Below are 19261 nucleotides of genomic sequence, written 5' to 3'. Positions count from 1 at the left end.
CGCTAGCAAACTGTATAAAATTTGTGAACCAAGAAGTTCAATGATTTAGCACGGCTTTGTGCTGCACTCGACTAGGCTAAATTCTATCTATCCTTTAGAATAAAACGCTTATTTCTGGTCGGGTGAAGTCCTTTGAACAACGATTCTTCAAAACTTCAGCGGGGCTTAAAAAACCGTCATATCCAATTAATTGCCATGGGCGGCGCAATTGGGACTGGTTTATTTTTAGGATCTGCACAAGTCATTCAATCCGCTGGGCCATCGATCATTCTTGGGTATGCAATCGGTGGACTCATCGCTTTTTTAATCATGCGTCAATTAGGGGAAATGATTGTCCATGAGCCTGTAGCAGGTTCGTTCAGTCACTTTGCGTACAAATATTGGGGTAAATTTCCGGGCTTTTTGGCTGGCTGGAACTACTGGGTGCTGTATATTTTAGTCGCGATGACTGAATTGACAGCGGTTGCGAAGTATATCAATTACTGGTGGCCTCATATTCCTGCATGGGTTTCGGTATTGTTTTTCTTTGTGGTCATTACACTCGTAAACCTGACCAATGTAAAATTTTACGGAGAATCAGAGTTTTGGTTGGCGATTATCAAGGTCACCGCCGTCATTTCCATGATTGTGTTTGGTCTGTATCTGCTCTTTACCGCCGATTCAAGCTCGACCGCATCGTTTAGCAACTTATGGACACATGGTGGTTTCTTTCCAAACGGTTTTGAAGGCCTGTTTTATATGCTGGCCTTTTTGATGTTTGCCTTTGGCGGTATCGAACTGATCGGGATGGCAGCAGCTGAAGCTGAAAACCCTCAAAAAACCATTCCTAAAGCGATTAATCAGGTGGTTTTTCGTATTTTAGTGTTTTATGTGGGCTCACTCACCATCTTGTTATCTTTGGTGCCTTGGAATCAACTGGATTTGGGTGGTCTGGACAAAAGTCCATTTGTGATGATTTTTAGTCAGTTGGGTATTGGTTGGGCTGCACATCTGCTGAACTTTATTATTTTAACTGCTGCACTATCGGTTTATAACAGCGGTATGTTTGCCAACAGCCGCATGCTGTTTGGTCTGGCACAACAAGGTAATGCGCCAAAAATCTTTACTAAAGTGAATAAACAGGGTGTTCCTATTCCTGCGGTATTGTTCTCTGCATTGTTGATTTTTGGCTGCGTACTTTTAAATTACTTTGTACCAGAAGATGCACTGGGTCATTTGATGTACGTGGTGGTAGGTGCTTTGGTACTTAACTGGGCCATGATCAGCTTGACGCATTTGAAGTTTAAAGCTGCGGTGAAAAAGCTCAAACTGAATGTAACGTTCCCAGCCCTATGGGCGCCGGTGAGTAACTATTTGGTGCTGATTTTTATTGCGCTGGTGCTGTTTATCATGTGGCAACAGGGCTTTAAAGAATCGGTGATTATGATTCCGGTCTGGATTGTGTTGATGTTTGGTCTGTTTCATTTGCTGACCAAAAAAGATAACACTTAAGCTGCAAAATAGATGAAATTAAAAAAGTTATTACCTCGGTAATAACTTTTTTTGTTTATACTCACATCTCGATGCGCCCTTAGCTTAACTGGATAGAGCAGTTGCCTCCTAAGCGACCGACGTGGGTTCGAGTCCCGCAGGGCGTACCATTACACAGTGAATATGGCACATAGAGATAATGAGTACTTGAGGATTATTTACAATCAATTAAGTAGTAAATGATTAAACTGACTGTACGCTATAGTAAGATTTGACTATAAAAGTGCACAGTACAAAATCTACCATCATAATTGATGGTCTTTGTCGGTCACTGATCTGCCCTATCCGTGCATCCATTAGTTTCTTTAATAAAGCATCACGACCATTTTCTATTGACCATTGCATTTCATCATCCGTGATAACAGTAGCGATTAGAAGCTGCTGATATAGCTTTAGTTATTATTCTTTAATTTTGATGCGCTTAAAATCATCATATCTTGATCATTATGTTCATCTTTATATCTGTTGAACTTGAAGGCATATCATTATGGTATAAGGCCAAAATTAGAATATATACACAGCCTTTTTTTAATTTTCCCGATAGCAGTCATAATTTTTATAATACTTTTTAACATCTAATATTTTTAAATTCAATGATTAACAAATAATAAAAGAGATAATTATAATATATTTTCTTTGGATTTAATTTGATAATATGTATAATGCCCGCTCAATATTAAAATTAGAGATATCTCATAAAAAAATTATATATTTTAAAAATTTGTACTTTGCTCCTCATTAGTAGTTTGGCTAATGCAGCTTATGTACCATCTATCGCAGTTAGTTATGCAGTAAATAATTACAATATTGCTTACTCTTCAAATGGTAACCCATTTATAAATGTTTCAGGCGTTGGGGGAAACTGCACCAATTTTGCCAATCAATCAATATCTGGCGGATTGCTTGGAAGCACCAATTCGAAAACGTTAAATCAAAACCTAATCTCTCAATCATCAGCTGTTAAAGCAACTCAAAACACAAGTATTTTTTATAAATGCAACAGTGTGAGTAATGCTTGTCAGACTATCGCTTGGCGTGGTGCTCAATCAATGTTTTCCTATTCGGCGAATAGTACTAACTTACAATCAAGTGGTGTGAGGTTAAATTTAGCTACAAAAACAGCATTAGTTAATGGAAGTCTAACTTCTCTTGATATATCAAAAATCAAAGTAGGAGATATCGTATATTTAGATTTTGATTACGTCGCAGGTGGCTCAAATAATTCTGTAGATCATACTGCAGTTGTAACCGCCGTGAATCCAGAATCTTGGTATGATGTTACAGATAAAATGAAATACAACAATGTAAAATTGACGTATCAATCTAATAACGTAACGAATAAAGGTTTGGGTGATATGGATGCAAAAGCTATCTATGTATACCGTCCTTTTGTTTAAATAAATCTTTATATTTAATTGAAAAAGTATCATCTATATTGAGTAGATGATACTGGAGTTAATTTTGAAAAAGTTAATAATTGTTGTTGTGCTGTGTCTAGCGAGTCTTATTTCCTTATATTTATATTTTAAACCCACCAAGAATTACTCAATTGCTGAACTTCAGCAAAATGGGAGATTAAGTAATAATAAATTGAAACAAAAACAAAATTCAAATAATTCCGATATCAATAACAATATCAAATCGTATATTCAGTCCCTTACAGACTTTATTGATAAAGCTCCATTTCGTCAGGAAGATACACATGCCATATTAACTAGAAATTCGGAAAATATTCAAAAGTATTTAAGTGATTTTTCTAAATTAGTAGATATTAACATTATGAATAATAATAACTTAACTAACGATGAAAAATCAAGAATACTATGGGAACTATTTAAAGAATATAATTGGCGCGGCGAAGATAACGCATTTAAGGCTATTATCAAAGATCATTTGATGTACTTAAAAAATCCGAATTTAATTCCAGATATTACAAGTACATATAGCGATATTGCAAAGTTAGGTGAAAAAAGCGCAAATGCTCGTCATGATCTACTAGAAATATTAAATTCAATAGATATAGATTCAAAAATTTCAGCTAATCAGAATGTTATTGATACTTTAAGTACTGATCTAAGATCAATTAATAGTAGAAATGAGGCCCAGAATTTAAGCGATATGGCTATAACTTTGCTCTACAATTATAGTAAAGCCAGCGATTCTAATATTATCCAAGATGTTGTTAGAGCAGCCAACAATAATTCTCAAGCAAGTCTTAGTTACATGAACAGCCTCTTTAAATTAGCCATTACCGATACAGACTCGAATCATTTACAAAGTCTTCTTCAAAGTAATATGTCTCAAAGCACAAAAGAAGATTTGAATCATTCTATTACGTTTAATCTTAAAGAAAATGGATCAGTTCAGCTAAGTACGATAGATCAAAAATCGTTGGCCGTTTTGAATCAATATCTAGCGACTGCCGTCAATGAGAAATCAGGCGACAATAGAGATTTACAACAGGTTCAAATTGCAGTTTCTAAATTATTAAGTCAAAAGTAATAGAATATCGGATTCTTGCCATGGTCTAAGAATCAATCGAGAAGTTTCTAACATGGTCTTATTTACTGATGACTAAATAGCCACCGATTTTGTAGACACCTTTTCAATTAGATATTGGACTGCCACCACTCTCCTAGACAAATATCGTCTATTCTTTTTGCATAGGAGAGAACATTATGAGTGGACAACGCTATACCCCAGAATATAAAGATGAAACTGTTAAATGAATTACTGAACGTGGATATTCTGTCACTGTTGTGGCAGAACGTTTAGGTGTATCACAACACAGCATCTATAAATGGATTAAAGCTGTACATCCATTACACAACAATCATGATGAACATGAACTGCTTGAAGCAAAGAAAGAAATCCTACGCCTTAAAAGTCAGCTTAAGCAAACTGAAGAAGAGCGGGATATCTTAAAGTGAAAGCACTGCTTTCACGCCGCTTTGCAAGCCTGCCCGAGTGAAATATCAATTCATCCTTGAATACAGCCATCAATTTAAGATTAAAACAGAGCACTGAAAGTTCTATCAAACTGCTTATTGACTGAAACAGACACTCCTGCACCACAAAAAAATAGCAACTCTCCACGCTTTTGAGCATCTATAAGTTCATTTGGAATATTTGAACCAGTTGCAGTAAAACGCATTTCAAACTCTTTACTTAGTTTTATTATTTATCAAAATCTTATACGATCTAATATTTCATTAAGTTTAACATTTGGATACAATCCTAAATTAAATTAGAAAAATCCTCAGCGCGAATCTCATAAAGCACATGCCGTGCAAGCAAATGCTCTGCTGCTAATTTGGGATGATCAAATGCTTTAACTTTTGTCATGTTTAACTTTTTCATTAATGCTTCTGAAGGCATATTGACAGCCGCTGTAAAGGCAACCACTCGCTCAAGCTTTAACTGCTCAAACGCATATTCTAAGACGGCTTTTGCTCCTTCAAAGGCATATCCCTGTCTCCAAGCGGGTTTCGCAAGTCTCCAACTGATTTCTACACAGGGTGAAAAATCAAATTGTGAGGGCTGAGCATTTAAACCAATATATCCAATAAAAGATTGAGTCTGTTTAAGCTCCACTGCCCATAGTCCCCATGATGGATGCTCATCAAACTTCAATCTGATGCTTTTGATAAAGTCACGGCTCTGATCGGGGCTTAAGGTAGACGGAAAATAATGCATGACATCAGGATCAAGGCCCATCTGTATAAACGGCACAATATCGGATTCTTGCCATGGTCTAAGAATCAATCGAGAAGTCTCTAACATGGTCTGGTTTATTCACTGATGATCTTAAAATTGATCAAACTCTACTACAGGTAGTTCAGTACCTCCACAGAGATGTGTAAGCTTCATATTACAAGATCAAATGTAATCAATTGAATAGCTAAAAACTCGAGCAACACGCCGAGTTTATGGTGTGCTACCCGAGATTTGATTTAATCTTTCAGTACTTAGTTACCACGGTACGTCGAGTAACCATACGGGCTAAGTAGTAGTGGAATATGGTAATGCTTCACCGCACCATCTACATTAAAAATGACGGGTACTTCTGGAAAGAAGCTGCTTTCGTTATGTTTCTTAAACCAATCTCCAGTTTTAAAGGTCACACGGTATACGCCCTGCTCCAGTTTTTTATTATCTGGATATAAAGCCGGAATACGTCCGTTTTCATTGGTCACTTTTTCATTGAGCTTAACCCACTGCCCTTTTTGGTTTTGCTCAAGCACCACCGCAACATCGGACGATGGCAAACCGGTTTGTAAGTTCAGTACATGCACGCTTAAAGGATTGTCTGCTGCCATTGCCCATGCACTTAAGGTCATACCGGCGGCAAATACACATTGTTTGATCATTTCAAATTACTCCTCGATTTTACTTAAAAGTCATTTTGATGGCCTGTTCGGCACACCAGTCATCATTCTTTGAACCACCAGAGCCGGCTATACCAATCGCACCGACCACTTCATTTTGATAAAGCACCGGAAAACCACCTCCAAGCAGCAATAATTCTGAAAATGACGTGAGATTTTGTGATTCAATATTTTGTCGGGCATTTTGACTAAATACTGTGGTCGGGGTTTTGGTCGACAGTGCCGTAAAAGCTTTTTTCTGTGCAGCCAGCGCATTATGTGGCCCCACGGTTTCATGGCGCTTGATTATCAGCGGCTGCCCACCACGGTCTAGCACGACCACAGCCAGATGTTTGTTTATTTGCTGGCAGGCTTGTTCGGCATTGCTGGCCAATTTTTCTGCGGTGTTTAAATCCAGATTATATTGTTTTGCCAGTTGTACATTCTCTGCAAAACTGTAAGAACTCATACTTAAGGCCAATGTCAGCCCTGCAATCACTTTTTTCATTGATTCGCCCTCTCTATACTGTGGTTATTCTAGAGATTCCCTTCAGCTGCAACATGACAGTTGGATTACAGTCTTGTCATTTTAGAAATGGAACGTCGCATGATGCGTATTCTTGTCGTAGAAGATGAAGTCAAAATCGCACGCTATCTGGTTCAGGGATTTGTCGAATCGGGATATCAGGCCGAATGTGTACATACTGGACTCGAAGCTTTGGAGCGATTGAGACAAGCGTCTTTTCATTTGGTGATTCTGGATGTGATGCTGCCCGATCTAGATGGCTGGTCGGTCTTGACAATCTTGCGTCAGTTTTCGCAAGTGCCGGTGATTTTTTTGACCGCTAAAGACCAGATTCCCGACCGCGTGAAAGGCTTAGAACTTGGTGCAGACGATTATCTGGCCAAACCTTTTTCGTATGTTGAGTTACTGGCGCGGGTTCGCAGTTTGCTGCGTCGGCAAAACATACAGCCCGAGAATGTGCTGAAATTAGCCGACCTCAGTCTGGATTTATTACAGCACAAAGCGTATCGGGCAGATCAAACGATTGATCTGAGCAAAAAAGAGTTTGAACTGCTGCGCTTTATGTTGCAGCACGCCAACCAAATCGTGTCTCGCCGGCAAATTGCCTCTGAGGTCTGGCATATCAATTTCGATACCGATACCAATTTTATTGACGTTGCCATCCGCCGCTTACGCAGTAAGGTCGACGATGCCAGCAACCTCAAACTGATTCATACCATTCGTGGTTTGGGTTATAAGCTTTCAGAAGAGACTCCTTAAAATGAACGTTCGCTCACTCGAATTTAGGCTTACCTTACTGGTCACCACGGCATGTGCACTCATTTTGTGTCTGGTGGGCGTGCTGACCTATTTGGGTATAGACCGTATTTTGGTGCGCGAGCAAGATCAGGCTTTAGCTTCACGTATTGAACGTTTGGAGGTGTTGATTCAAGACAGCGACAACGTACAGCAAATTGTAGCCAAACCTAAAATTTATCAAAATATGCTCGGCAATCAGGACAACTTATTTATTCTGATTCAGGGTCAACAAAAACTCATCGATATCAACCCGCTGAATATCCCAATTCCAAAGTTGCAAGCGAGCCAACAGATTGCTTTTTTAAATGTTCATCAGACGGGTAATGCAACGCGTCTGGCATGGAAAAATTTTAGTCTAAATGGTGTTTCGTATCAGCTCATTGCAGGCAAGCAGTGGTCGGAACGCTTAGGTATTTTATATTCATTTCGCGATGATCTGATCAAGTACTTGCTGCTTGGCGTCGCGATGGTGAGTTTTCTATGCTGGCTGTTGTGCCGCTTTGGCTTAAGAGGGCTTCGCGAGCTGACCGAGCAAACCCGGCAAATCGATATTCAGTCTTTACAACATCGGATTCAGGTGGCGCATCAAAGCAGTGAAGTGCAACTTTTAACCGATGCAATCAATCATATGTTGCAACGTATCGAGGCTGGGTATCAGCAGTTAAATCGATTCTCTGAAAATATTGCGCATGAGTTTCGCACACCACTAAACAATCTGGTCGGGCAAACCGAAATTTTACTCTCAGAATCTCGTACTTCACATGATTATGAAGATCTGTTGGTGTCTCATCTGGAAGAATATGCACGTTTAAAACGTATGATTGACAGCATGTTATTCCTGGCTCGGGCCGATCAACAGCAAATCCAACTGCACACAGAACAGCTCAATGTGCAGGATGCCTTAGAAGATTTACTGAGCTTTTACGATTTAATGGCCAGCGAAAAACACATCGAGATCAGTGCACAACTTGAAGCCAACTCAGTTGTGGCAGATCATCAACTGTTTCAGCGCGCTGTCTCAAATCTGATTGAAAATGCGATTTTACATGGCGTTGAGCACGGTAAAATAGAAGTTAAAGTACAGCAGCATGTTTTAGATACGCGTACATATGTCGAGATTACCGTATTGACGCAGGGCGTTCAGATTGAGGCACAGTATTTGCCGCATGTATTTGAACGCTTTTATCAGTGCGAATCTTCACGCCATCAACAAGGCCGTTCCGGTGGTTTGGGTCTGTCCATTGTCGCGTCGATCATGCAGCTTCATAATGGACGAGCAAGCGTACATCAAAGCGAAAATGGCGTATGTTTTACGCTGGATTTTCCGGTGAACTAAATTAAGATTGCACAAATTCACAAAAAATTGATCGCCATTCTTTTAGGCTAAAACTAACTCATTTAGTTCATGGACTGCGCATGCGACTTGGTTTGATTTTGGGAGACCAGCTCAGCCAGCAACTGGCCACCTTAAAGGCTCTGGATCGTGAGCAAGACGTGATTCTGATGGCAGAAGTGGTCGATGAAGCCACTTATGTTCAGCATCATGTACAAAAAATTGCACTGTTGTTTAGTGCCATGCGCCACTTTGCCAAGGCACTCAAGCAAGATGGCTGGAAAATCCAGTATCACGTCTACGAAGCCAAAAGCCCCATTCGGTCACTACTCGATTATGTAGAGCAGCAGCAAAAGCGCTTAAACGCCGAGGCGGTTGTGGTCACACACTGCGGCGAATACCGTTTACAGCAACAGATCGAGCAGGAATGGCCCAAAAAACTACAGGTGCCCGTTGAGTGCTTAGAAGATGATCGCTTTTTTTGTGGATTAAACGAGTTTCGGCACTGGGCTGCTCGCTATAAAGTCTTGCGTATGGAGTACTTTTACCGAGAGATGCGCAAAAAAACGGGTTACCTGATGCAGCACGATGCGCCCGAAGGTGGAAAATGGAACTACGATCATTCCAACCGTAAGCCATGGTCGGGTAAAACCCCACTGCCTGAACGTTTGCAGTTTAAGCGTGATACTATCGATGACGATGTGATTGCACTGGTCAAACGTGAATTCAAAGATCATTTGGGTAGCCTAGATGACTTTCGCTGGGCCACCACCCGCAGTGATGCTCAAAAAGCGTTGGCACATTTTATTGAACACATGCTCAATGATTTTGGCGATTACCAAGATGCCATGGTCTATGGAAGCGATTTTATGTTTCATAGCCTGCTATCTCCCTATCTCAATTGTGGGTTGCTTTCGCCGGAAGAAGTCTGTGAAGCGGCCGAAGCGGCTTATCATGCAGGCAAAGCCCCGCTCAATGCTGTAGAAGGTTTTATCCGGCAAATCTTGGGTTGGCGCGAATACATTCGGGGTATTTACTGGCTGAACATGCCCGATTACGCTCAAGAAAATGCGCTCAATAATACCCGTGCCTTGCCTGCCTATTACTGGACTGGAAAAACCAAAATGGCCTGTATGTCCGAGTGTATCAGCAATACGCTAGAGCATGCCTATGCGCACCATATTCAACGTCTCATGGTGACAGGCAACTTTGCACTTTTAACTGGAATAAAACCTGAAGAAATTTGTGAATGGTATCTGGCAGTGTATGCCGATGCCTATGAATGGGTCGAACTGCCGAATACACTGGGAATGGTGATGCATGCAGATGGGGGGTTGATGGCCAGTAAGCCCTATGCCGCCTCGGGAAACTATATCAACAAGATGTCTGATTACTGCAAGCACTGCCACTATAACGTTAAAACCAAAACAGACCACGACAGTTGTCCGTTTAACAGTCTGTACTGGCACTTTGTAAAGCGCCATGAAACATTTTTTCGTTCTAATGCACGCATGCACATGGTCTATCGTGGTCTAGACAAAATGCAAGATCAGGACAAAGTACTGGCGCACGCAGAACACTTACTTACACATCTGGATCAGTTATAAGCTATGAAAAAACAGCATCTTCCTGAAAAAGTTTGTGAATATTGTCAGCGCAGTTACACGTGGCGTAAAAAATGGGAGCGCTGCTGGGACGAAGTGCGCTATTGCTCAGAGCGCTGCAAACGTGAAGCCAAGCGTGAGCGCGCCAAGACATCGACAGCGCACTAAACTCAAGACTTAATGATGTTTATACTGGCGAGTGCAGTAGCCACGAATCACATCGGGTGAACGCAGTTGCAAATGTTTGGTTTTGCGCCCAGTGACTCGCTCACGCCATAGCTTGAAGCTGCTCGATTTCATATGCTGGCGCATCAGACGAATCACAGCCGACTCATTTAAGCCAAACTCCCGCTCAATCGCTTCAAACGGCGTGCGGTCTTCCCACGCCATTTCAATAATACGGGAAATCTCATCATCTTGATATTCACGGGTCTGGGTCACACGTTCACCATTGATATTGAATAGGGATTGCTGAGACAACACAGCGATTTTAGTGCATCACTTTAGCGAAATGAAAGTGAAGAATTTGTGATGTCAGACGCCTTGCTCTCATCTCGTTAAGAGCTGCCAACATCACTTTGAAAGCGCAAACCAATGCCCGCAATAGTAAAAATATAATGCGGTTGCAGCGCTGAGTCGCCTAGCTTGGTTCTGAGTTTTTTGACTAAAATACGCAAATAATGCGTGTCCTCTTCATGCGTAATGCCCCAAAGTTCCGACAATATCTGCTTTTGGGTCACAATTTTACCCTGATGCCGAATGAGTAAGGCCAGTAGCTGAAACTCTTTTTTGGTGAGTACCACCTCGTCTCCAGCCAGTTTCACGCTATGCTCCGCGACATCGACAAAAAGCTGTCCATCATTAAAAACCAGATTATGCTCACTTTGACTCGGTTGCTGACGAAACATCACCCGAATCCGGGCACATAACTCCTGAATACTAAATGGTTTGGTCACGTAGTCATTGGCACCCGCATCGAGCAATTTAATTTTTTGCTGCTCGTCTGGACGTGCAGAGAGTACGATGACCGGAATTTGCGACCATTGCCGCATTTCTTTTAATACCTCTGCACCATCCATGTCGGGTAGGCCCAAATCTAAAATCAGCAGATCGGCCCCTTGAGAGGCCAAAATTTCCAGCCCTTTCATACCGGTTTCAGCCACATGCACCGCATAACCCTGCGCGCGTAAGGCAATATCGAGAAATTTACGGATTTGTGGCTCATCGTCGATAATCAAAATCGAGGCCTGTGTATTAAAGCTATGCGGCATAAATCATCGTTATTCTTGGTGTTGAGGTAATCGTATTCGAATTTGGGTGCCTTGACCATACGGCCCAGCCATTGCTTCAATGCTCCCCATATGTGCCCCGATAATGGCTTTTACGATTGCAAGCCCAAGCCCAGTGCCGGTTTTACCCCGATCACCACGCTGCATGGTATAAAACATATCAAAAATTTGCTCACGCTCCTGCTCGGGAATCCCGATGCCCAGATCGATGATATTAATCTGAAACTGCTCATCGACTGCACTGATCTGCACCTGAATGGGAACAGCATCAGGTGAAAACTTGGCTGCATTTTCAAGCACATTAAATAATGCCTGTTCGATTAATGCCGGATGTACATACAAAGCGGGTAAATTCGGCGCAATGTTTGTGTCTATCTGAATATTGGGTTGATAGCGTTTTAAACGCTGGGTCGCCGAGCCTATCAACTCATCGATACTGATCCATGCACGGCTTAACGTCAGTCCCTGATGGCCCAAACGCGTCATATCGAGTAGATTTTGGATATAACGATCAAGCCGTTCGCCCTCGATGTGAATGGTGTCGAGCAGGCTATCCCGATCTGTATCTGACAATTGCGCACTGTAATATTTTAGCGTATCTGCCGAGCCAATCATGGCGGCCAAAGGTGAACGTAAGTCATGCGATACCGACGACAAGAGCGCTGATCGCAGTTTTTCGGTTTCGGCTACCACTCGTGAGTTTTCGAGCTGAAATGACAGTAAAACCCGCGCCAACGTTTGTGCAATATCTTCAATCATCAGCTCGGCCAAACGCTGCTGCTCAAAACTGATCACGTCTAAATCGGGATGAAAGCGCAGTGCAATCACACCATGCTCCCCCGCCAGATTGAGCGGATTAAACCACCACTCAGATTGGGTCAGGGTATTGGTAAAACGCCCACAGGGTTGACCATTTTTTTGTGTCCAGTCGGCTGCAATGTGGTCTTTATGATTTAACTGACTCCGATCACCCGCCTCAAGTTCGCCCACTCTTAACCATGCCGTGGCTTTCAGTGCACTCTCCAGATGCTGTTTAGATACACCAAGCACCTGTGCAATATCTACGCACGTCGAGAGTTTACGCTCAAGCTCTTGCAGTTGCAGCGATACACTATTGGCCACCCTTAAACTCAGTACCTGTGCGCGTAACTGATTGGCCAGACGCCCAACCAGTAAAGCCGATAAAATAAAAATCACGATGGTAATCACACCACGCTCTGCGCTAATCCTAAAGGTAAAGCGGGGTTCAATAAAAAAGTAGTTGTACAGTAAAAAACAAACGAAAACACTCAGCAAGGTCATGAGCATTCGGGCACGCATGGCCACCACCAGCACCGTCACCACAAAAATCAGTGCCAGCTCGGTATAGCCAATAAAATGATCACTGATGGCCGCGATAATAAATCCTGCCAATACAATCAAAATGCTTTCGATCAGTTCTCGTGCTTGAAAATGGGTGTACTGTTGCAGCCATGTTTGATCGGGCACAGCAGCCTGTGCCGAATACGATGTTGCTTTGAGTGGTTGTACAAAGGTAATTTCAAAGGGGTGCTGCTTGTCGAGGAGCTGATCGGCAATATGCTCGGAGCGAATACGTTCAAGAAGTGTTTTTTTGGGGCTTTTTCCCAGCAAAATATTTGAGGCACCATAATCATAGGCCGCTTGCAAAATGGTTGGCGCAATTTGATGACTGTAAAGTAAATAGGTGTCGGCACCCAGTTTACGTGCCAGATTAAATGCTTTACTCACGGCCAGACTTTGCGCTGAGGAGGTTTTACTTTTTTGAATTGAAATTACACTCCACGTTGCATTGCGTCGCTCGGCAATGCGATGAGCACGGCGCACCAGATCCTCAGCAAAGACAGAACCATCGATGGCCAGCATCACATGATTCTGAATCGGGACGATGCGCCCCTGCGCCACAGATTTTTCCCGATAATCAATTTCGACCTGCCCCGCCACAGTCTGAATCGCCAGATCACGCAGTGCAGTTAAATGTGCGGGTTTAAAAAAGCCCTGCAAGGCATGCGGTGCCATATCGTCTAGATAGATTTTGCCATGTTTCATGCGCTCAAGCAGTTCAGGCACAGGCAAATCGACCAGACGAATATCTTTCAATCGCTTGAGTAACGCATCGGGCACAGTTTCGGTCACGCGAATGCCGGTAATCTGATACACCACATCGTTTAGGCTTTCTAAGTGCTGAATATTGAGGGTGCTATAAACATTGATTCCGGCATCCAGAATTTCATTGACATCTTGCCAGCGATACTCATGCCGACTGCCTGGCACATTACGATGGGCCAGTTCATCGACCAACACAATTTCAGGCTTAATGTGAAGAATCTGGTCTAAATCCATTTCCTCAAGTTTACGGTCTTGATACTCGACCACTCGACGTGGAATCACATTTAGACCCGCAATCAACCGCGCTGTATCGGCACGACCGTGAGTTTCTACCACCCCCACAACGACCTGTTTGCCCTGCTGCATCAGCTCATGCGCCCGCGTGAGCATGGCATAGGTTTTACCCACGCCAGGTGCAGCACCTAAAAAAATGGTAAGACGCCCAGATTGCTCACGTTGCGTATGCGCCAACCAAGCATCGGCTTTTTCATTGCGGTCAATCTGCATCAGTTCTGTCCTATCGAGCGGGTTGGGTCGAGCGTTGATCCAGTGCCAGATTCAGCTTGAGTACATTCACACGCGGCTCTCCATATAGTCCAAATTGCGGCGTTTGGGTATATTGCATCACCAGTTGATGAATCTCCTGCTCACCCAAACGACGTTGCTGTGCAACGCGTTTAATCTGTAGCTGAGCGGCTTCAGGAGAAATATCCGGATCTATTCCGCTGCCCGATGCGGTGATCATATCATCTGGCACCTGAGCACCACCAATCTGATTGCTTTGAGCAAAAGCAATGCTACGCTCACGAATCTGCTTTTGCAGTTGCGGATTAGATACTGCCAGATTACTTCCCGACATCCCATCGACACTGTAATTACTGGCACTCGGGCGTGGCTGAAAATAGGCTGCACTTTTAACCTGCTGCCCCACCAAGCTCGATCCTATAATTTTGCCGTCACGTTCAATCAGACTACCGTTGGCCTGTTCAGGAAAAATAAGCTGTGCAACCGACACACTGGCTGTCGAATAGAGAGCACCCGAGAGCACAAAACCCACCACGACCAGCCCGATACTGGCTCGCCATAACGACGTCGATGACTCCACAACAGTTGTATTTAAATCTGAATGATTCAATAAAGTATTCATCGTTGGCTCCTAAATCCACACCGCGACCACAAGATCAATCAGTTTGATGGCAATAAACGGGAACACGACACCCCCCACGCCGTAGATCAGCATATTACGGCGTAGCAGTTGCAATGCACTGGCAGGTTTAAACTTGACGCCACGGAGTGCCAGCGGAATCAACATTGGAATAATCAAGGCATTAAAAATCAATGCCGAAATCACGGCACTTTTTGGGCTACCCAAGTGCAAAATGTTTAAAACATCAAGCTGCGGTACCGCAACAGCAAACAAGGCCGGTAAAATCACGAAGTATTTAGAAACATCGTTGGCCAATGAAAAGGTGGTTAATGCGCCACGGGTAATCAGTTGCTGTTTACCAATTTCAACCACATCCAGCAATTTGGTTGGGTCTGAATCCAGATCGACCATGTTACCGGCTTCTTTGGCCGCCTGAGTCCCCGAGTTCATGGCCAGCCCAATATCGGCTTGTGCCAGTGCAGGTGCGTCGTTAGTACCATCGCCAACCATGGCCACCAGTTTTCCTTCGGCTTGTTCGTTTCGGATACAGGCCAGCTTGTCTTCTGGTCTGGCTTCGGCAATGTAGTCGTCGACTCCCGCTTCTGCGGCAATCGCGGCTGCGGTCAGTGGGTTATCACCTGTCACCATAATGGTTTTGATGCCCATTTCGCGCAGTAAAGCAAAACGCTCTTTAATACCTTGCTTGATCACATCCGATAATTCAATCACACCTAAAATCGTATGATTGGCGGCAACCACCAGCGGCGTAGCACCCTTAGATGCCACTTGCTCTACGCGGGTTTTTAGCTCGATATTGTTGCGAATATCTTGCTCGGTGAATCCTAAAATTGCATCAAGCGCGCCCTTACGAATTTGATGACCATCGGCCAGATCGACACCGGATAAACGAGTTGCTGCACTAAACTGAATAAACGCTGCCTGTTCGGGTTCTTGTACAGTTTCGCCCATTTCTCTGGCTAAACTCACCACCGACTTCCCTTCTGGTGTCGGGTCGGCAAAAGAGGTCATCATGGCTGCCTGACGCAGCTCACTCATCCCGATACCAGTGAGCGGATAAAACGCCGTGGCCTGCCGATCGCCATAAGTAATCGTGCCTGTTTTATCTAGCAGTAACACATCAATATCACCAGCGACTTCAACCGCTTTACCCGATTTAGCCAATACATTGGCTTTTAGAGCACGGTTCATGCCGGCAATCCCGATTGCAGGTAACAAACCGCCAATGGTGGTCGGAATAAGGCAGACCAATAAAGCCACCAGTAAAACTACACTGATCTTGATGCCTACCATTGAGCCAATAAAAGGCAAGGTCACCACCACCACAATAAAGGTGATGGTCATGATATTTAATAAAATTCCCAATGCAATTTCGTTCGGCGTTTTCTGACGGTTTGCTCCTTCAACCAGTGCGATCATTTTATCGAGAAAGCTATGGCCCGCTTCATTGCTCACACGCACGACAATCTGATCGGTCAGCACTTTCGTGCCCGCAATCACACCAGAGCGGTCGGTATTGGCTTCACGCAGTACAGGCGCAGATTCACCCGTCACCGCCGACTCATTAATAGTGGCAAAGCCGCCCACAATCTCACCATCGGCGGGTATAATCTCGCCCGCTTTGATCAGTACCAAATCCTCTTTTTTAAGTAGATTGGCCGATATCAGCTCAGGTGTCTGAGATAAATCAAGATCGGTGAGTTTATTCGCCATCAGATTTTCACGTGCTTGACGCAATGATGCAGCCTGCCCGCGCCCTTTGGCTTCTGCAACTGCTTCGGCGTAGTTGGCAAATAGTACTGTGACCAGCAAGATCAGTGTCAAAAGCAAACCAAAGCCCAGACTGGTACTGCCCATAAGTGTCGCCACGACGGTAAGCACTGTACCGACCCACACACACGCCATGACCGGATTTCGAAATGCATGCTGCGGGAGCAGTTTATAAAAAGTTTGTTGAATAATTTCTTTATTCAAGATCGTCATTTTGTTCGCATGAGACGAGTTCATAATGCGTGCTCCAGCGTTAAATATGGACCGACAGATAGTCTGCGATTGGGCCTAAAACCAGTACTGGCATAAACTGCAATACCGTTAAGATCAGTACAATGCCAATCAGTGTGAGGGCAAAGGTGGGTGACTCGATATGCAATGAGCCTTTACCTTCTGTGGCTTTAGGCTTGGTGGCCAAGCTGACCGCGATTAATACAGGCACAATGAGCACGCTATAGCGGCCCGCCAATAGCGCGACACTTGCACTTAAATTCCACCACACCGTGTTGTCGCCCAGACCTTCAAAACCAGAACCGTTATTGGCAAAAGCCGAAACATATTCATAAAACACTTGGCTGATGCCGTGAAAGGTCGGATTGGAGTTGGCCGTCAATGACGGAAAAGCAATGGCGAGTGCGGTAAGCCCTAAAATGACGACGGGTTGCAGCAAGATCACAAAAGCCAGTAATTTAATTTCGGTGACTTCAATTTTTCTGCCGAAAATCTCGGGGGTGCGTCCCGTCATTAAGCCTGCAATGAACACTGCAAGAAGCAGGTAAATAAAGAACTGCAACACGCCACAGCCAATACCGCCCCAAATGGCATTGATTAACATGTTACAGAGCTGCACCAAACCGTTTAGGGGTGAAGACGAGTCGTGCATCATGTTGACCGAGCCATTATTCACTTGCGTGGTCAAACTACTCCACAGCGCAGAAGCTTCCACCCCAAAGCGGACTTCTTTACCTTCCATTTGTGCCAGATTGGGTAAGAGTGAAAATTTTTCGGTCCACATCGACAACATGGTAGATGCCAACGACATCAGCAGTATGGTGCCAAAAATCATCCACATCAGTTTACGGCGCTGTACAAAGCGTCCGATCATAAACACCACAGACAATGGAATCAGTAAGATCGCCAGCATTTCAATCACGTTGGAGAACGGCGTTGGATTTTCAAGTGGCACACTGCTGTTTGGGCCATACCAGCCTCCGCCATTACTGCCCAACTGTTTGATCGCGACCATCGGCGCGACTGGCCCTAATGGAATATGCTGTGTTTTGACTTCGACACTTTGATCCAGATTTTGCGCAACCGGCCCACCCGATAATGTCGCAGGCACACCTTGCCATGTCAGCAGCAATGAAAAAACAAAAGCTAAAGGCAAAAAGAAGCGCAGTAATGGACGTATCAAATCCAGCCAGTAATTGCCAAGATTAATCTCTTGCCAATGTTGTTTGTCTTTGCTTTGGGTTTTACCCGATTGTAAGAAAAGTGCACGCAGCATAGCCGTCAGCAAGGCCAAACCAATGATCGGTGATAAAAACTGCATGCCCACAATCACGGTCATTTGTGACAAATAAGAGAGCTGTGCCTGACCCGAATAATGTTGCTGATTGGTATTGGTTAAAAAAGAAATGGTGGTATGCAAGGCCAAATCCCATTTCATATTGGGAACATGGTCTGGATTGAGTGGAAGCCATGCCTGCGTCATGAGGATCACTACACTCACTACAAGCAACACCACGTTACTTATTACGAACGCGCCCAGATATTGCCGCCAGTTCATTCCAGTTTGCCGAACGCCGAGTGTTCGATAGAGAGGCTGTTCGATCCAACGAAACAGACGATCGCTTTTCATCGGTTTGGCTTGCATCACATCGGCAAGATAATGACCGAGTGGATAGGCCAAAATCAGCGCAAGCACAAACACGGTTATAAATTCCCACATTGCAAATGCCATCGTTTAAATACGTTGACATTAGTATGGAAATTTAACGCGTAAATTCTCTATATATCAAAAAACACAGGGCGTAAATTTTGCGTAAAATTTTTAATAACCGCTTTGATATTTCTCTTTTTAAAGCAGATTACACATCGTTTTTTGGTAGCTATCAATGCGAATTCATCGATTAACTCATATGAAAACTGTATTACCTGACTAAATAGGATACAAACGATCGGTAACCACATTTTTCATGACCATGGTCGAAATTAAACGCTGTACATTCGGCATAGCCGAAAGGCGCTCATCGTAGAGTTTTTGAAAACTCAGCAAATCCTTAGTTACCACATGCAGCATATAATCGGGATCACCAAACAAACGCTGCGCCTGCACAATTTGTGGAATCTCGATCACCGCTTCTTCAAATGCGCTCACCGAGGCTTTGTCACCATCACGTAGCGTGACAAACACAATGGTCGCAANAAATTGTAGTCCAATCAGTGCAGGTTCAAGCTGGGCACGATACCCCCGAATCACACCCGATTCTTCGAGTGCACGTACACGACGATGGCACGGCGACAGGCTCAAACCAATTTTTTCAGCCAGCTCAGTCAAAGATAATCGTCCATTTTGCTGAAGTTCCGCAAGAATCTTCTTATCTATCTTATCCATTTAGAAGAAACTCTCCTTTTTATCATTTTTTGAGCAAGTCTTTAACAGCACATTCTAATCTGTTCTGGCTATGCTTTTCTACATACCGTTACGCTCATTTACGCCCGCTTGTACTTACTCAATTTAGGAAGATGA

Annotated in this window: 17 protein-coding genes, 1 tRNA gene and 3 pseudogenes; 9 read left to right on the top strand and 12 right to left on the bottom strand. The window is 43.6% G+C overall.

Going from position 1 to position 19261, the window contains the following annotated elements; translation table 11 throughout:
• The first annotated feature begins 132 nt into the window (after positions 1–132).
• The 5 genes and pseudogenes from ADA42_RS14335 to ADA42_RS19000 form a co-directional block, all read left to right on the top strand.
• Positions 133–1491: an amino acid permease gene (locus ADA42_RS14335; protein ID WP_034440327.1), complete on the top strand. Its 1359-nt coding sequence runs from the start codon at positions 133–135 to the stop codon at positions 1489–1491.
• Between the two features lie 73 nt (positions 1492–1564).
• Positions 1565–1640 (top strand) — tRNA-Arg (locus tag ADA42_RS14330).
• Between the two features lie 636 nt (positions 1641–2276).
• Entirely contained in the window at positions 2277–2927 is a 651-nt protein-coding gene (locus tag ADA42_RS18125; RefSeq protein WP_161798554.1) for an amidase domain-containing protein, read from the top strand.
• A 64-nt stretch (positions 2928–2991) separates the two neighbouring features.
• The gene (locus ADA42_RS14320; protein WP_233746964.1) at positions 2992–4032 is read left to right on the top strand and encodes a hypothetical protein; all 1041 of its coding nucleotides are present in this window, start codon (positions 2992–2994) and stop codon (positions 4030–4032) included.
• A 227-nt stretch (positions 4033–4259) separates the two neighbouring features.
• Positions 4260–4548, top strand: a pseudogene (locus tag ADA42_RS19000) (transposase); the annotation flags it as partial.
• On the opposite strand, the gene ADA42_RS18610 reads toward ADA42_RS19000, so the two are convergent.
• The 4 genes from ADA42_RS18610 to ADA42_RS14300 form a co-directional block, all read right to left on the bottom strand.
• A complete protein-coding gene (locus tag ADA42_RS18610; protein ID WP_004941155.1) occupies positions 4541–4684 on the bottom strand; it encodes a hypothetical protein in 144 nt (47 codons plus the stop codon). The pseudogene ADA42_RS19000 and the gene ADA42_RS18610 overlap by 8 nt on opposite strands.
• 83 nt (positions 4685–4767) lie before the next feature.
• Positions 4768–5313 carry a GNAT family N-acetyltransferase gene (locus tag ADA42_RS14310; protein WP_048765881.1) on the bottom strand — a complete coding sequence of 182 codons (546 nt, stop codon included), beginning with the start codon at positions 5311–5313 and terminating at the stop codon, positions 4768–4770.
• A gap of 185 nt (positions 5314–5498) precedes the next feature.
• A complete protein-coding gene (uraH, locus tag ADA42_RS14305; protein ID WP_004941162.1) occupies positions 5499–5900 on the bottom strand; it encodes a hydroxyisourate hydrolase in 402 nt (133 codons plus the stop codon).
• Between the two features lie 19 nt (positions 5901–5919).
• Positions 5920–6405, bottom strand: a complete 486-nt coding sequence (locus ADA42_RS14300) for a GlcG/HbpS family heme-binding protein (RefSeq protein WP_004943392.1) — start codon at positions 6403–6405, stop codon at positions 5920–5922.
• 102 nt (positions 6406–6507) lie between these two features.
• Here ADA42_RS14300 and ADA42_RS14295 point away from each other — a divergent pair, with 102 nt between their 5' ends.
• From ADA42_RS14295 to ADA42_RS17905, 4 genes are all read left to right on the top strand, one after another.
• Entirely contained in the window at positions 6508–7182 is a 675-nt protein-coding gene (locus ADA42_RS14295; protein ID WP_048765937.1) for a heavy metal response regulator transcription factor, read from the top strand.
• Between the two features lies 1 nt (position 7183).
• Complete coding sequence (locus ADA42_RS14290) at positions 7184–8557, top strand: heavy metal sensor histidine kinase (protein WP_048765880.1); 1374 nt, start codon at positions 7184–7186, stop codon at positions 8555–8557.
• Positions 8558–8637: 80 nt separating this feature from the next.
• Positions 8638–10161, top strand: coding sequence for a cryptochrome/photolyase family protein (locus tag ADA42_RS14285; protein ID WP_048765877.1), 1524 nt, complete (start codon positions 8638–8640; stop codon positions 10159–10161).
• Between the two features lie 3 nt (positions 10162–10164).
• Positions 10165–10326 carry a DUF2256 domain-containing protein gene (locus ADA42_RS17905; protein WP_011182656.1) on the top strand — a complete coding sequence of 54 codons (162 nt, stop codon included), beginning with the start codon at positions 10165–10167 and terminating at the stop codon, positions 10324–10326.
• A 9-nt stretch (positions 10327–10335) separates the two neighbouring features.
• Here ADA42_RS17905 and ADA42_RS14280 read toward each other — a convergent pair whose 3' ends face one another.
• From ADA42_RS14280 to ADA42_RS14250, 8 genes and pseudogenes are all read right to left on the bottom strand, one after another.
• Entirely contained in the window at positions 10336–10599 is a 264-nt protein-coding gene (locus ADA42_RS14280) for a TIGR03643 family protein (protein ID WP_004941177.1), read from the bottom strand.
• 116 nt (positions 10600–10715) lie between these two features.
• Positions 10716–11429, bottom strand: coding sequence for a response regulator (locus ADA42_RS14275; RefSeq protein WP_048765875.1), 714 nt, complete (start codon positions 11427–11429; stop codon positions 10716–10718).
• A gap of 9 nt (positions 11430–11438) precedes the next feature.
• Positions 11439–12899: pseudogene (locus tag ADA42_RS18995) on the bottom strand (sensor histidine kinase); the annotation flags it as partial.
• 56 nt (positions 12900–12955) lie between these two features.
• A pseudogene (locus tag ADA42_RS18990) lies at positions 12956–14081 on the bottom strand (histidine kinase); the annotation flags it as partial.
• A gap of 10 nt (positions 14082–14091) precedes the next feature.
• Entirely contained in the window at positions 14092–14721 is a 630-nt protein-coding gene (gene kdpC / locus ADA42_RS14265) for a potassium-transporting ATPase subunit KdpC (RefSeq protein WP_048765870.1), read from the bottom strand.
• 9 nt (positions 14722–14730) lie between these two features.
• Positions 14731–16746 carry a potassium-transporting ATPase subunit KdpB gene (kdpB, locus tag ADA42_RS14260; protein WP_048765869.1) on the bottom strand — a complete coding sequence of 672 codons (2016 nt, stop codon included), beginning with the start codon at positions 16744–16746 and terminating at the stop codon, positions 14731–14733.
• A gap of 16 nt (positions 16747–16762) precedes the next feature.
• Positions 16763–18460, bottom strand: coding sequence for a potassium-transporting ATPase subunit KdpA (kdpA, locus tag ADA42_RS14255; RefSeq protein WP_193786304.1), 1698 nt, complete (start codon positions 18458–18460; stop codon positions 16763–16765).
• Positions 18461–18670: 210 nt separating this feature from the next.
• A complete protein-coding gene (locus ADA42_RS14250) occupies positions 18671–19126 on the bottom strand; it encodes an Lrp/AsnC family transcriptional regulator (RefSeq protein ID WP_048765863.1) in 456 nt (151 codons plus the stop codon).
• Positions 19127–19261 lie beyond the last annotated feature (135 nt).

This window comes from Acinetobacter sp. 243_ASPC (genome assembly GCF_001054715.1).
GTDB classification, from domain to species: Bacteria; Pseudomonadota; Gammaproteobacteria; order Pseudomonadales; family Moraxellaceae; genus Acinetobacter; species Acinetobacter soli.
The sequence above is the reverse complement of the archived record's forward strand: the minus strand, read 5'-3'. Positions and strand labels throughout refer to the sequence as shown.